Annotated in this window: 14 protein-coding genes and 1 pseudogene (1 of these 15 cut by a window edge); 3 read left to right on the top strand and 12 right to left on the bottom strand. The window is 34.0% G+C overall.

The genetic code is table 11. The annotated features are described in order from the left end of the window. Positions 1 to 30: 30 nt before the first annotated feature. The gene (locus QUF99_RS06650; RefSeq protein ID WP_289369145.1) at positions 31 to 1,344 is read left to right on the top strand and encodes a CitMHS family transporter; all 1,314 of its coding nucleotides are present in this window, start codon (positions 31 to 33) and stop codon (positions 1,342 to 1,344) included. A 50-nt stretch (positions 1,345 to 1,394) separates the two neighbouring features. After that, on the top strand, positions 1,395 to 1,673 hold the full coding sequence (locus QUF99_RS06645) for a hypothetical protein (RefSeq protein WP_289369144.1): 279 nt from the start codon (positions 1,395 to 1,397) through the stop codon (positions 1,671 to 1,673). Here QUF99_RS06645 and QUF99_RS06640 read toward each other — a convergent pair. From QUF99_RS06640 to QUF99_RS06630, 3 genes are all read right to left on the bottom strand, one after another. Next, entirely contained in the window at positions 1,658 to 2,350 is a 693-nt protein-coding gene (locus QUF99_RS06640) for a response regulator (RefSeq protein WP_289369143.1), read from the bottom strand. The genes QUF99_RS06645 and QUF99_RS06640 overlap by 16 nt on opposite strands. Then, positions 2,350 to 3,954: an ATP-binding protein gene (locus tag QUF99_RS06635; protein ID WP_483298590.1), complete on the bottom strand. Its 1,605-nt coding sequence runs from the start codon at positions 3,952 to 3,954 to the stop codon at positions 2,350 to 2,352. The genes QUF99_RS06640 and QUF99_RS06635 overlap by 1 nt, the downstream gene beginning before the upstream one ends. A gap of 112 nt (positions 3,955 to 4,066) precedes the next feature. Continuing rightward, entirely contained in the window at positions 4,067 to 4,756 is a 690-nt protein-coding gene (locus QUF99_RS06630) for a DUF4274 domain-containing protein (protein ID WP_289369141.1), read from the bottom strand. A 471-nt stretch (positions 4,757 to 5,227) separates the two neighbouring features. Here QUF99_RS06630 and QUF99_RS06625 point away from each other — a divergent pair, with 471 nt between their 5' ends. Then, the gene (locus QUF99_RS06625) at positions 5,228 to 6,049 is read left to right on the top strand and encodes an EcsC family protein (RefSeq protein ID WP_289369140.1); all 822 of its coding nucleotides are present in this window, start codon (positions 5,228 to 5,230) and stop codon (positions 6,047 to 6,049) included. Between the two features lie 31 nt (positions 6,050 to 6,080). Here QUF99_RS06625 and QUF99_RS06620 read toward each other — a convergent pair. The 9 genes and pseudogenes from QUF99_RS06620 to QUF99_RS06580 form a co-directional block, all read right to left on the bottom strand. Beyond that, a pseudogene (locus QUF99_RS06620) lies at positions 6,081 to 6,260 on the bottom strand (flotillin family protein); the annotation flags it as partial. A gap of 191 nt (positions 6,261 to 6,451) precedes the next feature. Next, positions 6,452 to 7,174, bottom strand: coding sequence for a hypothetical protein (locus QUF99_RS06615; RefSeq protein ID WP_289369139.1), 723 nt, complete (start codon positions 7,172 to 7,174; stop codon positions 6,452 to 6,454). After that, the gene (locus QUF99_RS06610; protein ID WP_289369138.1) at positions 7,171 to 7,878 is read right to left on the bottom strand and encodes a fluoroquinolone export ABC transporter permease subunit; all 708 of its coding nucleotides are present in this window, start codon (positions 7,876 to 7,878) and stop codon (positions 7,171 to 7,173) included. The genes QUF99_RS06615 and QUF99_RS06610 overlap by 4 nt, the downstream gene beginning before the upstream one ends. Next, on the bottom strand, positions 7,875 to 8,729 hold the full coding sequence (locus QUF99_RS06605; protein ID WP_289369137.1) for an ABC transporter ATP-binding protein: 855 nt from the start codon (positions 8,727 to 8,729) through the stop codon (positions 7,875 to 7,877). Before QUF99_RS06605 ends, QUF99_RS06610 begins: the two co-directional genes overlap by 4 nt. Positions 8,730 to 8,829: 100 nt before the next feature. Next, positions 8,830 to 10,053, bottom strand: coding sequence for a cytochrome P450 (locus QUF99_RS06600; protein ID WP_289369136.1), 1,224 nt, complete (start codon positions 10,051 to 10,053; stop codon positions 8,830 to 8,832). A gap of 95 nt (positions 10,054 to 10,148) precedes the next feature. Continuing rightward, positions 10,149 to 13,253 carry an efflux RND transporter permease subunit gene (locus tag QUF99_RS06595; RefSeq protein WP_289369135.1) on the bottom strand — a complete coding sequence of 1,035 codons (3,105 nt, stop codon included), beginning with the start codon at positions 13,251 to 13,253 and terminating at the stop codon, positions 10,149 to 10,151. Between the two features lie 20 nt (positions 13,254 to 13,273). Then, entirely contained in the window at positions 13,274 to 13,873 is a 600-nt protein-coding gene (locus QUF99_RS06590) for a TetR/AcrR family transcriptional regulator (RefSeq protein ID WP_289369134.1), read from the bottom strand. 152 nt (positions 13,874 to 14,025) lie between these two features. Continuing rightward, complete coding sequence (locus tag QUF99_RS06585; RefSeq protein ID WP_289369133.1) at positions 14,026 to 22,668, bottom strand: SDR family NAD(P)-dependent oxidoreductase; 8,643 nt, start codon at positions 22,666 to 22,668, stop codon at positions 14,026 to 14,028. Then, positions 22,661 to 22,981 carry the final stretch of an SDR family NAD(P)-dependent oxidoreductase gene (locus QUF99_RS06580; RefSeq protein WP_289369132.1) on the bottom strand. 8,340 nt of this gene lie beyond the right edge of the window, so only the last 321 of its 8,661 coding nucleotides appear in the window; the start codon falls outside the window, past its right edge — the gene reads right to left on this strand; its stop codon occupies positions 22,661 to 22,663. Before QUF99_RS06580 ends, QUF99_RS06585 begins: the two co-directional genes overlap by 8 nt.

The raw sequence follows: 22,981 nt of genomic DNA, 5'->3' as shown, positions 1-22,981 counted from the left end.
AGCGTAATCATTTATGAGGGGGGAGATTACATGTTAGCTACACTGGGGTTTGTAATGGTATTTGTGTTTATGTTTTTAATTATGACGAAACGTATGTCAGCGTTAGTTGCATTAATATTGATTCCAATTGTATTTGCGTTAATTGGGGGTTTTTACGCTGATTTAGGACCGATGATGCTAGAAGGAATTAAAAATTTAGCACCAACTGGTATTATGCTTATGTTCGCAATTTTATATTTTGGCATTATGATTGATAGCGGTTTATTTGACCCGATTATTACAAAAATCTTAAATGTTGTAAAAGGTGATCCGTTAAAAATTGTCGTTGGTACTGCAATTCTTACTATTATTGTTTCTTTAGATGGCGACGGTACGACAACTTATATGATTACAATATCTGCGATGTACCCGCTCTATAAGCGCCTTGGAATGAATCCACTTATTTTAGCTGGAGTTGTTATGCTAGGAGCGGGGATTACCAACATTACTCCATGGGGCGGACCAACCGCCAGAGTAATGAGTTCACTTAGCCTTGATGCCTCACAAGTATTTACACCACTTATTCCCGCGATGATTGGCGGAGCGATATGGGTAATTTTCGTTGCGTACTTCCTTGGAAAAAAAGAACGAAGACGCTTAGGGATTGTTGATATACAGTACACACAGAAAGAAAAAGCAATCATGAACGAGCAAGCAGCAACGGTGGAAGAATACAGCTATAAGCGTCCAAAGTTATTATGGATCAACTTTTTATTAACATTGACACTGCTCGTTTGTCTCATTATGGAGCTTATGCCTCTTCCAGTCTTATTTACAGTTGCTTTTGCAATTGCAGTTATGATTAATTACCCTAGCATAGAAGAGCAAAAAGAACGGATTGCTTCTCATGCAGGAAACGTTCTTGCAGTCGTTTCTCTAGTATTTGCAGCTGGGATTTTCACAGGAATTTTATCGGGAACAAAAATGGTCGATGCAATGGCTAATGGCTTAGTCACCCTTATTCCTGATGCACTCGGACCTCAATTACCAATTATTACTGCTATTATAAGTATGCCATTTACCTTTTTTATGTCTAATGATGCATTTTACTTTGGGGTATTACCTATCCTAACAAAGGCTGCTGCAACTTACGGAATTAGTGCCGCTGAAATGGGACGTGCTTCCTTACTCGGGCAACCCGTTCATTTATTAAGCCCACTCGTTGCTTCAACGTATTTATTAGTTGGTATGGCAAAAGTTGATTTTGGTGAACATCAACGTTTTACATTATTATGGGCAGTTGGTACGACAATGGTCATGCTAGTTGTTGCCATCATTACAGGTGTCATTCCAATAAGTTTTTGAGAAAGAACTATATCTAACGAAACTTCTTTTAAAGGAGTTTCGTTTTTTCAGTGATTATGAATCAGAAAGAAGGCCGTAATATGGTATTATCCAATCTTTTATTACTCATTCTAGGGAGCCTAGCTGGCTATATACTCTCCTTAACAGGATTATCCATCGGCTGGCTGCTTGGTTCTTTATGTGTCACTGGCTTGCTGGCTTATCTGAGACCTTTATGGATCAAAGACTTAGATAAAAATCCGAAGCAACAAAAAGTTCTTCTCTCTTTTCAGCATAAAAGTAGAGACTATAGAAATCTCTACTTTTTATACTTTTATGAAGAAACTTGAAAATATCTTCGTTCTGGTCTACCCACATTTCCATATATAAGCTCCGCATAAATTTTCTTTTCAGAAATTAAATGCTCTAAGTAACGCCTTGCAGTTGATCGACTTACACCCGCCTCTAGGCTGAGCATTTCCGCTGTAATTCCTTCCGCTCCTACTTTAGAGACATACTTAATAATTTTATTTAATGTCAAAGGATCAATTCCTTTTGGGGCATAACCACCTGGACTATTTTCCGCCTGTCCTTTAAACCATAAATGTTCAATTTGATCCGGTGACAATTGCTGATTTTGTTTGAATTGCATTATTTTCTTTTGATAGTTTTCTAAACTCTTTTTAAAACGATCAAACATAAGTGGCTTTACAATGTAATCCGCTACTCCACCGCGCAGTGCGTGATGGACAACTTCTACTTCCGATGCCGCTGTAATCATAATCACATCTGTTTCATGTAGATTTTGACGAATATATGTAACGAGTTCCGTTCCTTGCATATCAGGTAAATACACATCTAATAAAACAAGTTGCGGCGATACAAGCTCTAACCATTCTTTCGCTTGTTCTCCTGTTGTCGCAGTGCCAATCACTTTAAAGCCCCCCACTTTTTCAGTGAAACGACGATGAATTTCTGCGATGCGAACATCATCTTCTACAATTAACACTTCAATCCCCTCAGACATTACAATTCCCCACTTTCTTTCGGCAATGCGACAATAAATAATGCACCGCCTAAGTCCCCTTTTTCAATCGCAATACTTCCATGTAACTCCTCAACTAACTCATTTACTTTGGCTAATCCATAGCCTCGTTTCTCCCCTTCTTTTGTAGAAAAACCCCGATTAAATATGTATGCAATTAATGTATCATCAACGCCTAAACCTGAATCCTCAATTTCAATCACAATCTCTTCACCCATATCTGTTACAAACAGTCTTACTCTTTTCTCATTTTCATGATTATTTTCCGTCGCTTCAAAAGCATTCGTAATTAGGTTCCCTAAAATAGAAACAACGTGATTACTATCAATATGAGAACCTAGCTTTTGTAAACTACTCTCACGATCTAAAATAAAATCAATTTTTAGCTCTCTCGCTCGGTTATAAAATCCAATTAAGATTCCACCTAACCATGGGTTTTGTATACGCTCCATAATAAACTGAACAAATTCTTGATACACTGCTGTTTCTTTATGAATGAGCTCCATCGCTTCATCATAAGATTCTAATTGAATAAGCCCTGATAGCGTATACAAAAGATTGTTATACTCATGTGCCTGTGCCCGAAGTGCCTCTGTATATCGTTTTGCTTGAGATAATTCTTCTGTCAATTGATCCATTTCTGACTTTAATCGAAAGCTAGACACAACTCCAATTACTACATTTCCTACTATGATAGGTAATCGATTTGCAATAACAGCTTGCCCTTTTATATCCAATTGCCGGTCTAATTGCTCTTCTCCCGTTCGGAGCACTTCTAATATAGAGGTATTCGGGATAATTTTTAAAATAGAATCCCCAATTATATTTTGCTTTTTTTCTAACGAAAGAATCTCATAAGCTGCTTGATTGACTAGATTAATGCAACCCTCTTTATCTATTACCATAATTCCTTCACGAACAGATTGAATGACAGCACTGCGTTCCTCGTACAGGGATGAAATCTCCTCTGGTTCCAGCCCAAACATTAATTTTTTTATACTCCTCGCCAAATACATAGAACCAATTATTCCGATTACTAATCCAACTACAGCAATCCACAACACTCGATTTCCATATGCTTCCGCTACGTCATGAATATCCTCCATTGAAAACCCGACAGATACGACCCCGATAATATGATTTTCTTGATCACGAATGGGCACCTTCCCTCGTAAAGAAGGACCTAACGTCCCAGTCGCCTTTGAAATATACGACTTTCCATCCTCTAAAACCCCTTTGTTATCGCCCCCAACCATTTCTTCTCCAATTCTGTCCCGTACAGGATGGGCATAACGGATTCCCTCTGTATTCCCTACAACGATAAATTCCGCATCTGTTTCCACTCGTATTTTTTCAACAATTGGCTGAATAATAACAGATGGATCTTCTGTCTGAAACGCCTCATGAATTTCAGGTATGGTAGCGACCGCTTTGGCAACATGTAACGCCCTTTTACCAGTTTGCTCTTCCACTGTTTCAGACAATATATAGTAAAAAAGAAAACTTGTTAGAACGATAACAAAGAGAATAAGTGTACCGATAAACAATGTAATTCTTGACTGTAACTTTAATTTTTTAAATTTCAAAACCATTCCCCTAACTTTTATTGCAGATTACTTTTTACACTACGTATAAAGTCAAACCTCCCTAAGTAGAGAAAACGTTGCTAATTTGTACGAGATAAAAACTCCCCAAAACTTATAATATATTAGGAAACCTACTTAAAATACGCTGTACAAAAGCTACATACTGCCGTTCCTCATCATTACTATTTTTCTGTTCCATCCAATAATATCCATCTACTAATTCAAACATTTCAATAGCAGTAATCTCCTGGCAATTAGCGTGTTGTAATACCATTTCCATCGGCTGTAAATCAGCATCCCAATTAAAATGTAAAACAAAAGCATGTAGTAATTCTGGTGTATTCAATTTATAAAAATAAGCATTTGTTTCAGCAGTCTCTCTATACAGACAATCTTCAATAATGGCTTGTTCACTTTCCGTTAGTTTCAATCGGATAGCTCCTTTTGTTTCTAATAATAAATCAGCTAATTCTGGAGTATGTCTTGCCTGAAACCAAGGTGTACATTTGATCCCATTCGGATGATTGAGTTCTACTCCATTTCCCATTAAACATTGCACAGCTTGCTTATTATTAAACTTAATCGCTTTAGTAAGTACTGACTCGTGTAGACGATCTGTTATATTTGGGTTCGCCCCAAAAGCTATTAATCTTTCAAATATTTCAATAGGAGCCTTTTTTACAATTGCATAATGCAAAGGCGTTCTTCCAAACTGATCTTGTTCATCTATATCCACCATTGGAATCGCTTTTATTAATTGTTCAAGATTTTTATTCTTTATTGCTTCAAACAATAGATTCACTGAATCCACCACTTTCAAATTACAATTTTTTCACAGAAAATACTGACATATAAAAATAAACCAGCTCTACATAACTTATATATCTATTTTATTGTACTAGCATATCTACTTCCTATACAAGGCATCCTACCTGACAATCCTGTAATTTCTCTGTCATCTAACGTGATAAGCCATGAGAAAATGATGGAAGTTGTAGTAGCTGTAGCTGAGGTATTTGTAAATGGAAAAAACGTTGCAATGAAGTTAAACGAATAAGAAAGTATATAAATCCATTTTGATTTTTCGACATATAGCCACGACTATAGATAACAAAAGGTGACCTGCACTCGTTTTCTCTCTTTCTCCTCACTTGGCATGGGGCAGGAAAAGGATCTGATCGCTTCTATGCATGGCCGGATGCTTTATTTTATTTATTATTCAAAAAATATCCAGTAAAATAGAAAGAAACGGTTATAGGAAAGCAGGGAAAAGATGGAGTCCAAACAGCTTTTATTAGAAGAAATCGCACACATTGAAAAATGGGAGAAAGACCAAGAAGACCTTTGGTTCTTTGAAAAATGGGGGAAAATCCCGTTTGCTATTCTTGATAAGTTAACTCCAAAGTTTATACATAAAAAAATTAATGTTTTACTAGATGAACTCATTCAATATCTCAACTCTGGAAGCAAATATTTAATTCATCCGGAAACAACTTTAAAGAAATTTGAAAATGCCGTTTCACTAGAAGATGTTCAAAATTTCCCTTTAAGTGAGATGGATACAATCGTCGATAAAATTATTGAAAACAGAAAATCAGTTGCAACTGCACAAGGAGCTACAACTGGATTTGGTGGCATCTTCACACTAGCAATTGATATCCCTGCAGTTTTAAGCATGTCACTAAATGTGTTACAAGAAATCGCAATTTGTTATGGCTATAATCCTGAAGATGTTCAAGAACGACTTTTCATCGTAAAGTGCTTACAATTCTCTTCATCTGATATTGTGGGAAAACAAACGATTCTTCATGAATTAAAATATTTTGATGCTCGTTCCGATCACGATGATAGTATGTCACAAATTAAATCATGGCGCGAAGTATTTACTGTTTATCGTGACAATTACGGCTGGAAAAAATTATTTCAAATGATTCCTGTTGCTGGAATGATTTTTGGTGCTTACTTAAACCGAAAAACAATTGAAGAAATCGCGGAAGTAGGTAAAATGCTCTATAAGAAAAGAAGAGTGTTAGACAGATTAGAAGAAATGAATCATACTTCTAAAGAAACGCCTATTATTTCTGAACATATGTAGAAGAGCCCCTAATGCTAGGGGCCTTCTTTTATTATTTTTCACTATTATCCTTTTCTTCTACTACTTGCACAACAGGTTTGTCATTCACAGCCTGTTGCACGGCACCTTTTCCAGCAAAGCCCTCCAATAACTCTTTTAGATCAATACCAGAAGATGCTTTTAATGTTTCTTGCATTGTTGCCATTAGATTTGTAGCATAACTTGGAATCCTGTTAAAAATCATAACTATAATTATTTATCAAACACACAATTCTAAATTTTTAACGCTTTTCTTTTTAGTGTTAAAATAGTTAATAAGGACAAAGTTTATTTAAGTCCTTACATTAAGTAGACATCTAAAAAGACCTAGATTAAGTCTTTTTACACAGTCTAACAAAAGAATACGTGTATCGTATCTAATCATTAGGTTTGTTTGTAGTTAAATCTATTTAATAGAAAGAAAATATATAATCCATGAACGATAAACCCTATTATCATATAAATTATATAATTATGTGTACTATCATAGCTTGCTACAAATATTTTTGAAATCCAATATGTCGGAAATACTCCAGCAATTAAATTCCATTTTTCTGTAATAAAATAACCCACTAGTGGAGCAAAAAGTATAACTCCTGCTCCTTTAGTTATTGCAAGTCCTTCAACTTTATTATTAGCAAAGTTACTTAAAAACAAAGCCATAATTGGTGCCTCTAAAGCCACCATTAAAGCAATCGGTAGTAATTGATACTTAAATTGTACTATTCCTGTAAATAACAGAATAAAAAGGGTTAAAATAAAACTAATAACTATTGGACTTAGTAAACGATACATTAAATATTTTAACTTAGACAGTGGTGTTACTGCAATATATGCTAATATATTCTCATCTTGTTCATCAAGTAGCATTAATCCTGCCATTACTCCTACCATAAAAGGCGACAGTAGAATAAGAAAACTCATAATAAATTCATAGTGCTCTATAAGATTTAAAGAGAACATTTCATATGCAGTTTGAGTTATAAATGGAAATGTAAATTTGACAAATAAAGCAAGAGCAATTGGAGCAAAAATTGCTACAATTAACATAGCATCACGGGTAATATTTTTAAGATCTCCAAGGGATAAAGCTACTAATTTTCTCAATTCCCCCCTCCCCCTATCTTCAATATAATATATTTATAAAATGACTGATATGCCCAAATATAAGCAATAATTATCCAAATAATTATTATCGTAATTGAATACAACATCGTAAACAATGATAAGTTTCCTCCCCCGCCATCAATGAGGACCAAGGCTGGATATGTTGGTATGATATGGAATAAAGGTGTTTTAAAAATATTTATGTAATCTAATACCGGTAAAAAGAAAACCAGGGTATATGCTGGTGAAATTAAAAGATAACTATTTACGGATTTCGAACGTACTACTATCGCAAATCCAAGAAGTGTAAAAAAAATTGAACTTAATGTTACTCCAATTAGCATAGGAATTGGAGCAAAGCCAGAATCTCTTGTAAATCCAGCAACTACAAAGCTTGCAACCACCGTTAAAAGTGTTAAGGAAATAATTTTAGAAGTAATATACTCATGGACTCTAAACGGTGTAACAAATAAACTATCTAATGTGTTTTGAGCTTTCTCCAAAAGAACAATCCCACCTATAAAATAAAAGCCAAGTACAACTGGATCAGAAAAAAGCACCAAAGTTTCTACACTTGTTCTAATCCCATCTGGCAAAAGTCTTAAAAGAACAATATACAAAATTGTCACAAATAAATAGGCATAGTAAAATCCGTGTCTAAATTGAGAAATTATATCGTATTTAACAGCAGATAAGAGTCTCATAGTAAACTCCTTCCGGTCACTTCAATAAAAATGTCCTGAAGTGTTGCTTCTTGAGTGTGCATACGCTCTATTTTATTATTCCGTATTAAATGCAAAAATTGCGAATTATTACCAATGTCATCCAAGTTGAATTCAAATGTTTTATTCTCACTACCTACTTTATATTCTATACGTAAATTTTTCCTTCCATATTTCAATTTCAACTCTCGAGGAGAATCAATTAAACTAATTTTCCCGTCCACAACAAAAGCAACTCGATCACAAATCTCTTCTGCCACACTCATATTATGAGTTGTTAAGAAAATTGTCTTTCCCTCTCTCTTTTTTTGAAGAATAATTTCTGTTATTCTTTTAGAATTAATAGGATCAAGACCCGATGTAGGTTCATCTAAAAAAATAAGATTTGGTTTATTTAAAAGCGAACGTGCAAAATTCAATCTCATTTTCATACCTTTAGAGAAGCTAGATACTTTATTATTAGCATACTTTTCAAGTCCTACCATTTCAAGTAATCTCATAGGTTCTTCTGTTTCTCCAGAATAAAAAGAACGAAAAAAATTAAGGTTTTCCAAAGCAGAAAACTTAATATATAAATTAGGCAGTTCAAAAGAAACCCCTATTTTCTCATAAATGTCTGAATTACTGTCCCCTATTTCTTTTCCTAATACATTCACATTCCCATTGTAACGTTTCAAAATTCCGATAATTATTTTTTGCACAGTACTTTTTCCGGCACCTGAAGGACCCAGAAAGCCAAAAATTTCTCCGTGATCAACAGAAAAGTTCATCCCTTTTATCGTTTCTTTTTCTTGACCCGGATAAGTAAAATATAGATCATTGACATTAATCATGATTATTATCTCCTTTATAAAAATGGAATAATGCATTTTTAATCTTCATTAAAAACGCATTATTCCGATTATTTTAATCTTACAAAACACCATTTAGATTTTAGAAAGTAATATGAAGATCTTTTAATCCTCTAAAACCAGCATTATAATGCCAATTTGGTGTATTATTGACTAATTTTATATCAGGGATCCTCTTTAATAATGTATTAAATGCAATTTCTCCTTCCATAAGTGCAAGTTGTGCGCCCGTACATGAATGTGCTCCCATGCCAAAAGATAGATTACGAGATTCATTACGTTTAATATCAAATCTTTCAGGATTATTAAATTTATTAGGGTCATGATTAGCAGAACCAAAACAAAATAGAATAGGTGAACCTGCCGGTATTTTTTGACCCTGAACCTCCATATCTTCTACAACAGCACGTACAGTGAACTGAACAGGACTATCATAACGAAGCATTTCTGGAACTGCCGTTTTAATTAATTTTGGGTTTTTTCTCAATTCTTCCATTTGATTTGGATTTTTAATAAGTGCTAATAATCCGTTTCCTAATAAATTCCTTGTAGTTTCATGTCCCCCAAACAATAATGCAGCACATTGAGCAGCAATCTCTTCAACAGTTAGTTTATCTCCATTGTCATCAACACTTAAAAGATAACTTAATAAATCATCTTTAGGCTGATTCATTCTCTCTTCAATAAGTGCCTTTAAATATGCATCTAGTTCCACTAATTTGCGCTGTGCTTCAAGAGCCATTTCAAAATTAGCTTGAGTAGAACCAAATACTTGAGAAGATAAATCAGAAGACTTCACAACCAAATCTAGGTCTTTCATAGGAATACCAATCATTTTAGAAATTACCATCCCAGGTAATAAGTAAGCGAAATCTTTGATAAAATCCATTTGCCCTTTATCAATTACTCGATCAATAAGCTCATTAACAATCGCTTCAATTTCTTTTCCTATTCCTTTCATAGCTAATCCAAAAGCTTTTGAAAGAAGTGTTCTATAACGTCTGTGTTCTTTGTCAGCAGCATGAATTAACCAAAGTTTATTAAGCCTGAAAAATTCCGACAATGCAATTTGCTGCTCCTGAGTAAATTGCATTGCTAAGAATGGAAGATTGTCATGAGATACACGCTTATCAGTTATTACCTCAGTAATTACATCATAGCTCGCCAGATACCACATACCTCCATATAAATTTACAAAGCTCATATCTCCCATTTTTAACAATTCACGATAAGTCTGATATGGATTTTGAAAGAATTCCTCGTTAAAAAATAGTGTAGGATTATTTAAATCGACAGCAATACTCATGTTTTTTTGTCCCCCTTAAGTATCTATAAGTGTATTTAATAATATAAAGATGGAATACAATCAATAGAATTTTAAAAATTAGAATCTGTCCTGTTTTATTTATCTATCGACATTTTTTCGTTAGGATCATTACCAGAACGTTTTTTAAATAATCTACTTATTCCATTTTTAAAAATTTCAATCAATTCGTAAATGCATGGAACTACTACTAAAGTCAACAAGGTAGAGGTAGTTAAACCACCAATTACAACAACTGCTAATCCTTTAGAAATTAAAGTTCCTTTTGACATTCCAAACGCTAGTGGTAAAAGTGCTATAATGGTTGCACCTGCCGTCATTATAATTGGTCTCAACCGTGTTGTGCCAGCCTCAATCAAGGCTTCTCTAACAGAGTATCCACTCCCTCGTAATTGCTGTACCCGATCTATCAATACAATAGCATTCGTTACCACAATACCAATCAACATTAAAAATCCAATTAAAGAAGTAACATTGATTGACTCAGATGTAACTAGCAGCCCAAGTAGACCACCGATTACCGCAAGTGGTAATGAAAATAGAATAGCAAATGGTGCGCCAGCATTACCAAAAGTAAGTACCATTACAAGATAAACAATAAAAATTGATGCTCCCATTGCTACAAACATCTGTATAAATCCTTCATCAATCTCATTTGATACTCCTTTTTGCTCCCCAGTTACCCCAGAAGGAAAATCAAGTTTATCAAGCTCACCTTCAATCTTTTTACTCACTCCCGCTTTGTCTTCAACATCAATTTTTGCACTTACTGTAACTGTCCGAACTTGATTTTCTCTAGAAATTGCTGATGGTGCAGTTACTTGTTTTAAATCAGCAACTTCATTTAATTTCATAGTTTTACCTGCCGGACTTACTAGTAATAATTCTCCAATCTTTTTAACACTATCTTTATATTTAGGATCTATATACACTTTTGTTTTATAGTTATTGTTATCTAGTTTAGATGAAGTAAGTTGCTCTTCTGCAATCCAACTTCTAACCATATACATAACCTGCCCAGAATCAAGACCATTTTCTTGTGCTTTATCGTTATTTACATTAATCTCAATCTCTTGCTTAGATTCACCTGCGTGGTTTTTTACATCAGATAATTCTGAGTGCTCTTTCATTTTATTTTCTACCATAGTAGCTGCTTTTTCTAATTTCTCATTATTTTCTCCTTTAAGAACATAAGAAAAATGTGATGTTGCTGCCGCTGATTCTTGATCGCTTGCAATAAGAATTACTTGCACGTTTGAGCCTTCAGGAAGCAATTTAGAAATACTATTTTTCGTTCTCTCAATAGCAGGCGTGGCATTAGTATCATCACTATACTCAGCAAATATGGTTGCTTTATATGAAAATCTATCAACCTCTTCATCACGATAGCCAACAATAGCATTAAGATAATCATATGTTGCATGTCCTTTTACATCTTTTTCTTCCTTTAAATTCCTTTCAATTTCCTGAATTCTGTTGTTCGTTTCTTCTAATGATGTTCCTTTTGGCATATCAATGTGAATCTTCATGCTTTTATCTTTTTGTGCCTCAGGTAAAAATGAAACTGGCAATTGTGGAGTAATAAATACGACAGATAAGATAAATATCAATGCTACACTCCCCAAAGTTTTAAAACGATTATTCAAAGACCACACAAGCGTACGTTTATACGCTAAAGTCATCGGACTAAGCTTATTATCATGGTATACAATCTTTTTATCTCTCATCACCATTAGTTTCGCTAACATTGGAATAACAGTAAGTGCTACAAGTAAAGATGCCATTAAGGCACATACTAACGTTAAAGCAAATGGTCGAAACACTTCACCTACAATTCCTGTTACAAATCCAATTGGTGCAAATACAGCTACAGTTGTCAATGTAGAAGACGTAATCGCAGACGAAACCTGCTTTGTAGCAAATTTAATGACAGATTCATTACGTTCTTGAGCCCGTTGTAATTGACGATAGATATTCTCTATAACTACTATACTATCATCTACCACACGACCAATAGCAATAATCATTCCTCCTAGAGTCATAATATTTAAAGTAATATTAAGAGGTGCCATAAATAATAATGTAGTGACGATTGATAGAGGAATCGATACGAGTACTATCAATGTCATCCTAATATTTTTCAAAAAGAGCAAAATCATTAAAGATGCTAGAATTGCTCCTAATGACCCTTCTTGAATCATCCCTTGAATAGATTCTTTAACCTCTGTTGCATCATTCAAAACAGTATAAAACTTAACATCTGATAGGTCTGCCTTCCATTTCTTTACAGAACTATCTATTTTTTCTGCAAACTCAACAGAATTTGTATCTTTTGTCTTATATAAATTAATCCCTATTGCTGCTTTTCCATTAAAACGTGCTATAGTTTTAGAATCATTAGATATAGACACTTCAGCAATATTATTTAATTGAATAGACTGACCCGTTGGTGTCATAAATTTTAACGTCTTTAATTTTTCAACCGTTTGAACATCGCCCTTAACCCGAACGACTTCTGTATCACTCATTACATTAACAGCTCCAACTGGAGCAGATACAAGAGATCCTTTAACCATTTCAGATACTTGCGTTGGGCTTAGTCCATGCTGTTCAAGTGCATCAGCATTCAATTTAATGGAAAGAACTTCATCTCTCATTCCTAGTACTTCTACACGCTCCATACCCTTAATAGAATTTAATTTAGGAAGAATAACTTCATCGTAGATATCTTTTAATTCTTTTTCATTCAATTTATCGCTATAAACGGATAGTGTATAGACTGGTAAAGATGAAACAGTAATAGTGGAAACTTGTGGTTCAGCTTTTGCTGGTAACTTTACACTATTTAATGCACTCTCCATATCTTTTTTTAGGTCTTTTGGATTCTTTCCTGGTTCTAATTCAATTGATACTAAAGAAAAGTTATCACTAGAAGTAGAGCTGACACTTTTTACCCCTTCCATTCCTAATGCAGCTTTCTCCAAAGGCTCTGTAATTTGTTCTACAATTTCATCGGGTGGAGCTAAATACTGGGTAGTTACTGTAACGTAGGGCAAAGAGACATCTGGCAATCTCTCAATTTTCAAGGTCGAGGTCATATAAAAACCTCCCCCGATCAACATAATAATAATTATTATTACCGCCGCTACATTTTTCATTGAAAAGTCTGTCAACTTAATCATTTCACACCCCACAGCTATATTTATTCTTGAGTTAAGTAACTAGTAACCATATCTATTAATAAATCTATTGTCTGAGGATACGCCTCTTTAACAAAATCTTCTCTATGTAGTGAAATAAAAAATATGCTTCTAATTACTCCCGCAATAGCTTGAGAATCGTACTCTTTAATATGCCCTTTTTCTTTTTCTTTATTAACAAACTGAAGAATCAGATTAAAATCCCGGTTGCTATGATTTTGTATCCTTTCCTCTGGCAACTTACGTAAAAAATGTTTAAGTTCTTCGTTATTCAACCTTTTCATTATTGGATTTGTTTCTACAATAGATAAACTTTTCTTAAAAAATTCTTTAAAATTCTCTTTCGGTGTTTTATCGGATTGGAACCCCTCCTCAAATAATTGATCATAAAATTCTTTCTCGAATTTTTCTAGAACTTCTAAAAAAAGTTCTTCTTTTGAATTATAAAAGGAATAAAAGGCTCCTTTTGAGATACCTACAGCTCTTGTTAAATCACCAATCCCTGTTTTGTTAATGCCATAAATAGACATAAATTCCTTCGCCTTTTCCAATAAATCTTTACGAATAATTTCTTTCTCTCTCTCTGTAAATGCTTTTGGCATCTTACTCCCCTTTCTTTCTAAAAATGTATGAACGAAAAAAAAATTGGGTCATATAGGTTACAGGTTTATTTTATCTTACTTTTACTTTTTTTGTCAACTTTTTTTACAAAAAAGCCCATATCTATTAGATATAGGCTTTTTAAGCACATAAATTAATATTCGATTTCAGTTTTTAAATACAAACTTGCTTGAATAAATCGTTTAACAATAGATAAGGAAGGCTCTTCTAAAATATTAAAGTGGTCACAAGGAACTTGAATAATATCCATATCTCCTTTCACCCATTTACGCCAAGGCCCTGTGTAATCATAATCCTTATACACATTGACAGGATCTAATCCCATCCAATTGTCTTCTCCAACAAAACCATCTGTAGCTTTAAAATATAATACATCTCCATAGTAGGCTTGAGGCTTATAAGTGTCATAAGTAGCTCCAGCATAATCATTGAGTCGACAAGCACCTGTAATAAAATTATAAATCTCTTCAACTGGAAGTGGATTTCCTCCTCTTTGTTTGGCAAGTTGAGCTATATGAGAAATATGCAAAAATGGATGAATACCCTGTAAGTCCTTAGGTAAAATTAATGCTGCTTTATTTTTTCGAGCATTTGCAAATTCGTTACCCATCATCAATTTAAAGAATGCGTTATTAGGATCACTATTAGAGTAGAAAATCTCATTCGCCTCAGGATCAGGTGGAAAAGTATCAAAGATAATTAACTTCGACACTTCTTCACCCTGGCGCATAAAGCGTTGTGCCATTTCAAAAGCTATAATTCCTCCAAAGGAATAACCACCAATTACATATGGTCCTTTTGGTTGAACCATTCTTATACAGTGCATGTAATGCGAAACCATCTCTTCAAAGTTTCTAGGCATAGTTTTTCCGTCAACACCCTTAGCTTGGAACACATAAACTGGGTAATCATTTCCTAAAGTTTTTGATAAATTATTATAGAAAGCTGCCAATCCTGGTCCACCGTGAACAAAAAATGCATTTTGATAAGCTCCTGTTGCATTCAACGGGATAAGCTCTGGTGGTAATTTTTGTTTTTTCATTGTATTCTCTATTGGCTTTGTAAATGTGACTTTGCGTTTTGGTTTCATTGGTGAATTTCGCGATACTCCTCCTTCACTTATTACTATGCCTTCGACAAATTGTGTTAATTCATTAAGTGTTGGATACTCTGCTATCGCAGACAAAGGAATAGAAATACTATACTTCTCTTGAATTCTTTGTACAATTATAGAAGAAATTACAGAGTCGACACCATATTCTTCTACATTGTAGTCCTCATGCACCTCACCTTTATTCAATTTAAGTATATCTGCAAATATTACTTTTAACTCTTCAAGGAAATTACTATCTACTTCTTTTGATTTTTTACTTAAACCAACCTCTTCTGTAGCTGCTATTTCTTCTATTCCTTCAGATTCTATACGGCTTTGTAATGGTGATAAAACACCAAAGAAGCCGCCTTCTTCTCTTTTTGTTTTCCCTATAGTTTTCGACTTTTTCTTAATAGATATCATATTTACTTTGTTATCTTTTGGTGCCCAATAGCGTTCTCGAGAAAATGGATAAGTTGGTAAAGACATACGGTGTGGTTTGAATTCACCATAGATTAAGTTCCAATCTATTTCTCCTCCTCTAACCCAGAACTTCGCTATTCTATCCCACTCTTTACCATTCGCTAGCTCTTCGATATCTATCTTAGTTTTGCCTAACTCATTCAGAGAAATATTCTCTTTTTTCACATCTTGTTTATTACTAATATACATTTTTTCCATGTCAATATGTCCAGCAACAAAATTGTGAAGATAATCAACTAATTCGGTTACGCTAGATACTACACATGCCAAACGTTCTGTCATTTCTTCTCTTCCAACTTGGAAAGTATAAATTAGATCAGTAAAAGATTGATCTGGCTGTTCAGAAAATTCTTGTTCTAGATATTGAATGATGCGCTGAGCATATTCTTTGAGTCTTTCTATATTTTTAGCAGATAATACAAAAACTTTGGGTTCTTTCAATTCTGCTACATATGATTTTCGTACATATTCTTCTAATACCACATGAGAGTTTGCTCCACCAAATCCAAAAGAACTAATACCCGCACGGAGTGGAATCTCATCCCCATCTTCATCTTTCATTCTGTTCCAATTTTGAGTCTTATCTACGATATAGAAAGGTGAATTTCTTATATTCACATAAGGATTCACATTGTTCAAATGTAACATGCCTGGTAATTTTTTGTGTTTCATTGATAAGACTACTTTTAATAAACCAGCAATGCCTGAGGCTGGCTCTAAATGTCCAATATTTGTTTTTACTGAACCTAGTCCGCAATAATATTGTTTGGTAGTTGGATTCCGTCTATTAGTTGATAACTGTTTAAACGCATTCTTGATTCCCTCAATCTCTACAGGATCACCCAATTCAGTTCCTGTCCCATGAAGTTCCAGGTAACCTACAGTTTCCATATCAATATTAGCTTCCTCATACGCTTTAACTAATAATGCCGATTGTGCCTGAGGATTCGGGGCAGTTAAAGACGTTGCTTTACCACCGTGGTTCACTGCAGTCCCCCTAATAACAGCATGAATATTATCATGATCTTCGATAGCTTTGCTTAATGGTTTTAATAAAATAGCAGCAACGCCTTCTCCTTTTACATAACCATTCGCATCCTTATCTAAAGTTTTACATTTTCCATCCGGGGACAAAATACCTAATTGATCTGAACTAATCATGGTATAAGGTGCTAAATTTAGACACACACCCCCTGCAATCGCCATTTCACATTCTCCCGTACGAATCGAATTTACCGCGCGATGAATAGCTGTTCCGGCACTTGCACAGGCTGTATTATACGGCTCACTTGGTCCATGAAAATTAAAGAGGTAAGAAATTCTATTTACCAAAATAGAATGTTCATTTCCGAGCCCCATCTGAGCATTAAGCTCTCCTTCGCTGGCAAGCATCTTCTGATAATCACTAAACTGAACTCCAGCGAAAATACCAATATTTCTTCCAGACAAATCAGATGATCTATACCCACTATCTTCAATAGTCTTCCAAACAATTTCTATGAACATACGTTGCTGTGGATCCATCATCTCTGCTTCATGTGGAGAAATTTTGAAAAAGCGCGGATCAAATTTATCTACATCTGGAACAAAACCTCCCCACTTAGACTTAGTTTTAATATTCCCATCAACATAGTCTTCATGATAATCACGCCAATCCCAACGATCATGAGGGATTTCTGTAATTAAATTGGTTTCTGATTCCAAATACGCCCAAAATTCATTAAGATCCTTCGACTTAGGAAATGTACCACTCATACCAATAATAGCAATTGGCTCACTATTTTTTCCGAAACGGTTTCTTCCCCTATTTTCATAGCGCTTAGATAATGAAGGTAAAGACTTGTTAACAATAACCTTTCCCTTCTCTTTTGAATTATTCCCATGTTCAAATGATCCCTCATAGTAGTTTCTAACCTCATGTTCAAATTCTGTAAGCAAGTGCTCAGTTAATCTACGAATACTGGATGTCGCGAAGAATACAGTTGGCGAAATATCAACCCTATAAATCTCGCTTAATTGATCCGCATAATCTTTTAAACCTACAGAATCGAAACCAAACTCATCGAACTCACTATTCACATCAAATCTTTCTGGATTCACCTTCAAAATTTTCGCAGCTGCTTTTTGAATATCTTGTTCAACTAATTTTTTTAATTTTTCAACTGAAAGTAAATGATCTATGATTATTCCTTGTTCTGTATATTCTTTTATAGTTTGTACCTCCATTGGCCTTACAATGAAGTGTTTCATCATGATAATCATTTGACCCTTTTCATCCAAAAGTTTTATATGGAATGCTTGACTATTGTCCGCTACATTTTCAACACATTTTACATAAACAAAGAAGTGCTTACTTGTTACACGTTGCATAACTTCTACTTCCTTCACTTTATAAGGAAGATAATAGCTAGTTTGTCCAGTTTGATTCATCCATCCATTTATACATTGTAATATCCCCTCTAGCAATGCTGGATGAAGCATAAAATCAGCTAACTCATCTACTTGATATTCTGAAATTTCTAAGCGTGCAATTGCTTCTCTCTTTCCTAAGCTTAGCTCTTGAATAACTTGATAGTTAGTTCCATAAGTAATAGCATGCTTTTGTAGTAAATTATAAACCTCTTGTTTATTATAAGCATGCAAACAACGTTCCTTAATTCCTTGAATATTTAGTTGTTCTACTGCTAACTTCTGCTGTTCTTGATAAGATAATATTCCTTGCGTAGATACTGAGATAATGTCTTCTTCATCAACGCTAGTTACTTCAAATTCTACAGTATCTTGATTTAAATATAAGTTAATCTCCATATCTAAAGCATTTTTATCTAACGTAAGAAGTTCTCCCCATACTACATCTTTTACTTTTCGAACAGTTTGCTTACTTACAAGATTCCCAGCTGCAAATGCCATCTCTAACGCTGTAAGAGCTGGAAGTACTTTCTGATTATTAATCATACAATCTTCTACATATTCTTCACTGTCATATAATTTTGTAGCAAATTTAATATCACTTAATGTTGAAATATTTCGTTCAATCAACGGATGAAGTCTTTCAATTGGTCCTTGTTTTTCTATCACTGGTACCCAATAACGTTCCCTAGCAAATGGATAAAGAGGAAGATGAATTCTTTTGACTCCCACTTCATACAATGATTGCCAATTAATTTGAACATCAGATAGCCAAAGCTCAGCTAACTTCACAAGTTCTTTATTTTCAGTAATAGTACGTAAAAATAATTCCCCAGATTCTCCTGTAAATAGATCCGCAGATCTCGAAATATCTCGAACATTTCCTTCATATAAACTGTCAATTGCATTCTTACCTTGACAATATTGGGTCAATTTATCTATTAGCTCTTGTATATTAGACGCCACAAGAGCTAATCTCTCATCCATCGCCTCTCTTCCAATCTGTAAAGTATAAGCAATATCTGCAAAATTCAAGTTGTGTTTTTTCTTAACATTCATATTTTTTATTATATTTAAACCATAGTAATCAGCAAATACTTGCTTATATTCCTTAAATAATTGTTTTGTCATTACATGAACTGATGAATTTTCAGAGAAAATGGAAGGGTTAACCTCAATGTTATAAGTTTGACTAATCGATTGAGCGAGCCTATTTAAATTAATAGGGTTTAAGGCATACTCTATGACATTTTCCTCAAGATCAAGTTCCTCAACACAAATGTTCATCATCTCTGCAACAACTTGAGCTATATCTTTTTTTAGTTTCTCTATAATAGTCACTTCATCAAAATAATTTTCATTGATAAAATTATTATCTCCTAAAAAATATATTAGTTGAGAAGCGAGTTCTACCAGTCTTTCTTTATTTTTAGCAGATAGCAGAATTAACTGCGGATCTTCCTTTTTCTCTACTACAACTGTTTCATTATTATACTCTTGTATAATAATATGGGCATTTGCTCCTCCAGCACCAAAAGAACTAATTCCTGCAATTCGAGGTAGCTTTTTCGGTTTATTCCCCTCTATTACAACCGGTTGCTTCCACTCTGCCAAATTAGATGGTACGTAAAATGGTGATTCCACAAAATTAATATTAGGATTTAAGCGTTCTGAATGAATAGAAGGTACTATCTGCCTATGTTTCATTTGCAGTAATACTTTTGTTAGTGCAGCAATTCCTGCTGCAGATTCTAAATGTCCAATATTAGATTTTACCGAACCAATAGGACAACTTTGCTTTTTTAATGTCTGATCTTGAAAAGCCTTCATTAGTCCTGTAATTTCAATCGGATCCCCTAAAGAAGTTCCTGTTCCATGAGCTTCTAAATAACTAATTATATTCGGAGAAATATTTGCATCTTTGAAAGCTTCTTTAATCAAGTCTGCTTGTGCATTTGGATTTGGCACTGTATATCCATTTGTCTTCCCTCCATGATTCAAGGCGCTTCCTTTAATAATGCCGTAAATGTAGTCCCCATCCTCAATTGCTTGATCAAGTGACTTAAGTAAGACTGCTCCGACCCCTTCACCTGGAACATAGCCGTCCCCACCTTCTCCAAAACTGCGGCAGCGTCCATCACTAGCTGTAAAATTTCCTGCACTTAATTGTAAATACTTATTTGGATGTGCTGTTACATTAACTCCTCCTGCAATCGCTAAATTACTCTCTCCCTTGCGAATACTTGTACATGCTAAATGAATAGCAGTCAGAGACGAAGAACACATTGTATCTATTGCTATGCTTGGACCATGAAAATTAAAATAATAAGATACGCGATTCGCAATAGACGCATATGAAGAAGTAGGAATGAAACCATTCTCCTGCTGCTCTTTATCCGCACCATATAATTGATATTGACCGTACATCACTCCAACAAATACCCCTATTTTATCTTGTTCAAGACGTTTTCTCGTATAACCAGCGTCTTCAATAGTATGCCATACTGTTTCTAAAAATAATCGTTCTTGTGGATCCATCATCTCTGCTTCTTTTGGGGAAATATTAAAAAACAGCGGATCAAATTTATCTATATCTTTGATGAACCCTCCCCACTTACTGTATGTTTTCCCTTGTTTCTTTTGACTTGGTTCATAGTATTTATGGTAATCCCAACGTTCTCCTGGAATTTCAGTAATACAATCTCTTCCCGTCTTTAATACTTCCCAGAACTCATCAAGAGTTTGGGCCATTGGATAACGTCCGTTAATACCAATAATAGCTATATCACCTTGCTCTTGCATTGTGTTAATTTCTTTATTCCCCCTTCCTTTTTCTTCTTTTTCTTCTTTTTTTGCTTCATAAATAGGATTCTGCATTTGCTTCCCATCCGCTTTATCCAGAATAGATATTCCTAATTTTTCCACCAAAACCTGTGAATAATTAATCGCGAAATAATTAGATAAATCATGCAAATTTTGATACTCAAAAAACAAAGTTTTAGATAATTTCCCAAAATCTTTCTCTAACTCTCTGGTTAAATTTATAATAATCATAGAGTCAATTCCATATTTTTCAAAAGGTTCTTCCATGCGTATTTTATGTGCGGGAACTTTTGTTTCTTTAGATAAAACATTTCTAAAATAGATTGCTGTTTTTTCAAGTAACTCATTTTTATTAATTTTTGATAATTTCACGTTATTTTTATTATCGATTAATTCTTCTTGCATTTTATCTTGCTTGAGATTAATAATATTATCTATTTTATTTTTCTCGCCTAGCAACACCATTATTTGGGAATCACCTTCACTTAAAATCGTTTCAAAAGCTTGATAGCCCTTTTTCGTATTAAGTGATTTAAGCCCACTAATTTGACTCAATAACTTTTGTGAATGTACATCTACTCGCATACCACCCTCTTGCCATAGCGGCCAATTAATAGAGAGCGTTTTTCCAGAACGCATCATCATATTTTTCATATCTTCTCGACGTTCAGCGAAATGATCCATGAAACTATTTGCATAAGCATAATCAGTTTGTCCTGTATTCCCTAGCTCCGCAGCTATCGAAGAAAACATAATAAAAAAATCTAAATTTTGAAATTTAGTAACTTCATCCAACCAAATAGTCCCGTATACTTTAGATGCTAATACTGCTTCTATTTCTTCTTGATTCTTTTTTAAAACAAAAGAATCACGTGTTACACCAGCACTATGAATAATTCCATTAATTACCTGAAACAAAGATTTTGTTTCAATTATCAATTTCTCTACATCTTCACGCTTTGAAATATCAGCCTGAATATAAACAACTTCTGCACCTAATGACCTTAACTCTTCTAACTGTTCTTCTTTCTCTCCATTTAATTGAGAACGACCAACTAATATGAGCCTTGCTTTCACTTTTTGTGCTAAATATTTTGCAAATAACATGCCGATTCCACCAGTACCACCTGTGATTACATAAACACCATATTCTTGAAGTGGTAATTCATCTTGCAGTGGTGCCTTTGGCATAAATTCTTTTAAGTGTCTAACCAATCTTTTATCATTTTCATATTTTACTTCTATAGAATCAAAAGCCAATTGCATCTCACTAATTAAAAAGTCGCTATATTCTTTTATAGAATTACTATCTATTGCTACTGTTTTAATAAAAATATTAGGATTTTCTTTCATTAGTGATTTAGCAAAGCCACTTACCCCAGCATATTGTGGCATTAAATCTTCTCGGCTTTGAGGGTATACATACAAAACGTTTGTTCGACTAACAATTGACCGCCCTATTAGTGCTTTACTTATATAAAATAAAGAGTAAATACTATTCGTTAGTTGCGAATGGATCTCTGTTTCCTGAATGGAAAAGCTCTGATGTGACCACTGATGAACAATAGTCTGCGGCATACGCTTATGTTCTGCAAGTTCTTGAAACAATCGACGATAGTCAGCTTCATTATTTGGATCAATTACATACGTATTATTTTCTTGTTTTTCAAATTTAGTTCCTGGGTTTACCACAAATATTGTTGAAAAATCAACTTGCTTTATAATTTGATCTTTTATAATATCAAGTTTTTGTCCAGGAAGACCAAAAATCAAAATATTCCCTAATGCCGAGGAGCCTAAATCAGGCTCCTCATTGGATTTCTCCCAAATATTTTTATAATACAGAGTTGCTTCTCCTTGATTAGTTTTCATCAATTCTTCAATTAATGTAAATCCTTCTTGAGAAGATAATTCACTATTTTGTACCATTTTAATAATTTCTTTTTGACTTAATTGTTTTTTATGCATGTAACAAGTCCTCCATCAACTTATTTGCCTTATCAGGGTGCAACTCACCATTCTCCACCTTCTGCAATATTTCCATAATTACACTTTTTTTATCATTCTGATTTACCGATTTAGTAGTTGTAAAAGTTGATTGTCGTTGAAAAGGATAAACTAACAGTTCTTTAATGTTTATGAGTACTTTTCCATTCTCATCTGTAATCTTAATATTAAATTTATAAGCGTCTGACGATGTCGGTTGGTTGCAAAGAGCAATATACGCATAACAGTTAGATGTTAGTTCATTTAATATTTCTAATTCACCTATTCCAAATGG

It is taken from the genome of Bacillus sp. DX4.1 (assembly GCF_030348195.1).
Lineage (GTDB): Bacteria > Bacillota > Bacilli > Bacillales > Bacillaceae_G > Bacillus_A.
This window is presented reverse-complemented; position numbering and strand designations above follow the sequence as displayed.

Bases quoted from the DNA above. Each gene is read 5' to 3' on its own strand.
- QUF99_RS06640 (WP_289369143.1), bottom strand. From the start codon at position 2,350: ATGTCTGAGGGGATTGAAGTGTTAATTGTAGAAGATGATGTTCGCATC.
- QUF99_RS06595 (WP_289369135.1), bottom strand. From the start codon at position 13,253: ATGATTAAGTTGACAGACTTTTCAATGAAAAATGTAGCGGCGGTAATA.
- QUF99_RS06590 (WP_289369134.1), bottom strand. From the start codon at position 13,873: ATGCCAAAAGCATTTACAGAGAGAGAGAAAGAAATTATTCGTAAAGAT.
- QUF99_RS06650 (WP_289369145.1), top strand. From the start codon at position 31: ATGTTAGCTACACTGGGGTTTGTAATGGTATTTGTGTTTATGTTTTTA.
- QUF99_RS06610 (WP_289369138.1), bottom strand. From the start codon at position 7,878: ATGAGACTCTTATCTGCTGTTAAATACGATATAATTTCTCAATTTAGA.
- QUF99_RS06585 (WP_289369133.1), bottom strand. From the start codon at position 22,668: ATGCATAAAAAACAATTAAGTCAAAAAGAAATTATTAAAATGGTACAA.
- QUF99_RS06625 (WP_289369140.1), top strand. From the start codon at position 5,228: ATGGAGTCCAAACAGCTTTTATTAGAAGAAATCGCACACATTGAAAAA.
- QUF99_RS06600 (WP_289369136.1), bottom strand. From the start codon at position 10,053: ATGAGTATTGCTGTCGATTTAAATAATCCTACACTATTTTTTAACGAG.
- QUF99_RS06605 (WP_289369137.1), bottom strand. From the start codon at position 8,729: ATGATTAATGTCAATGATCTATATTTTACTTATCCGGGTCAAGAAAAA.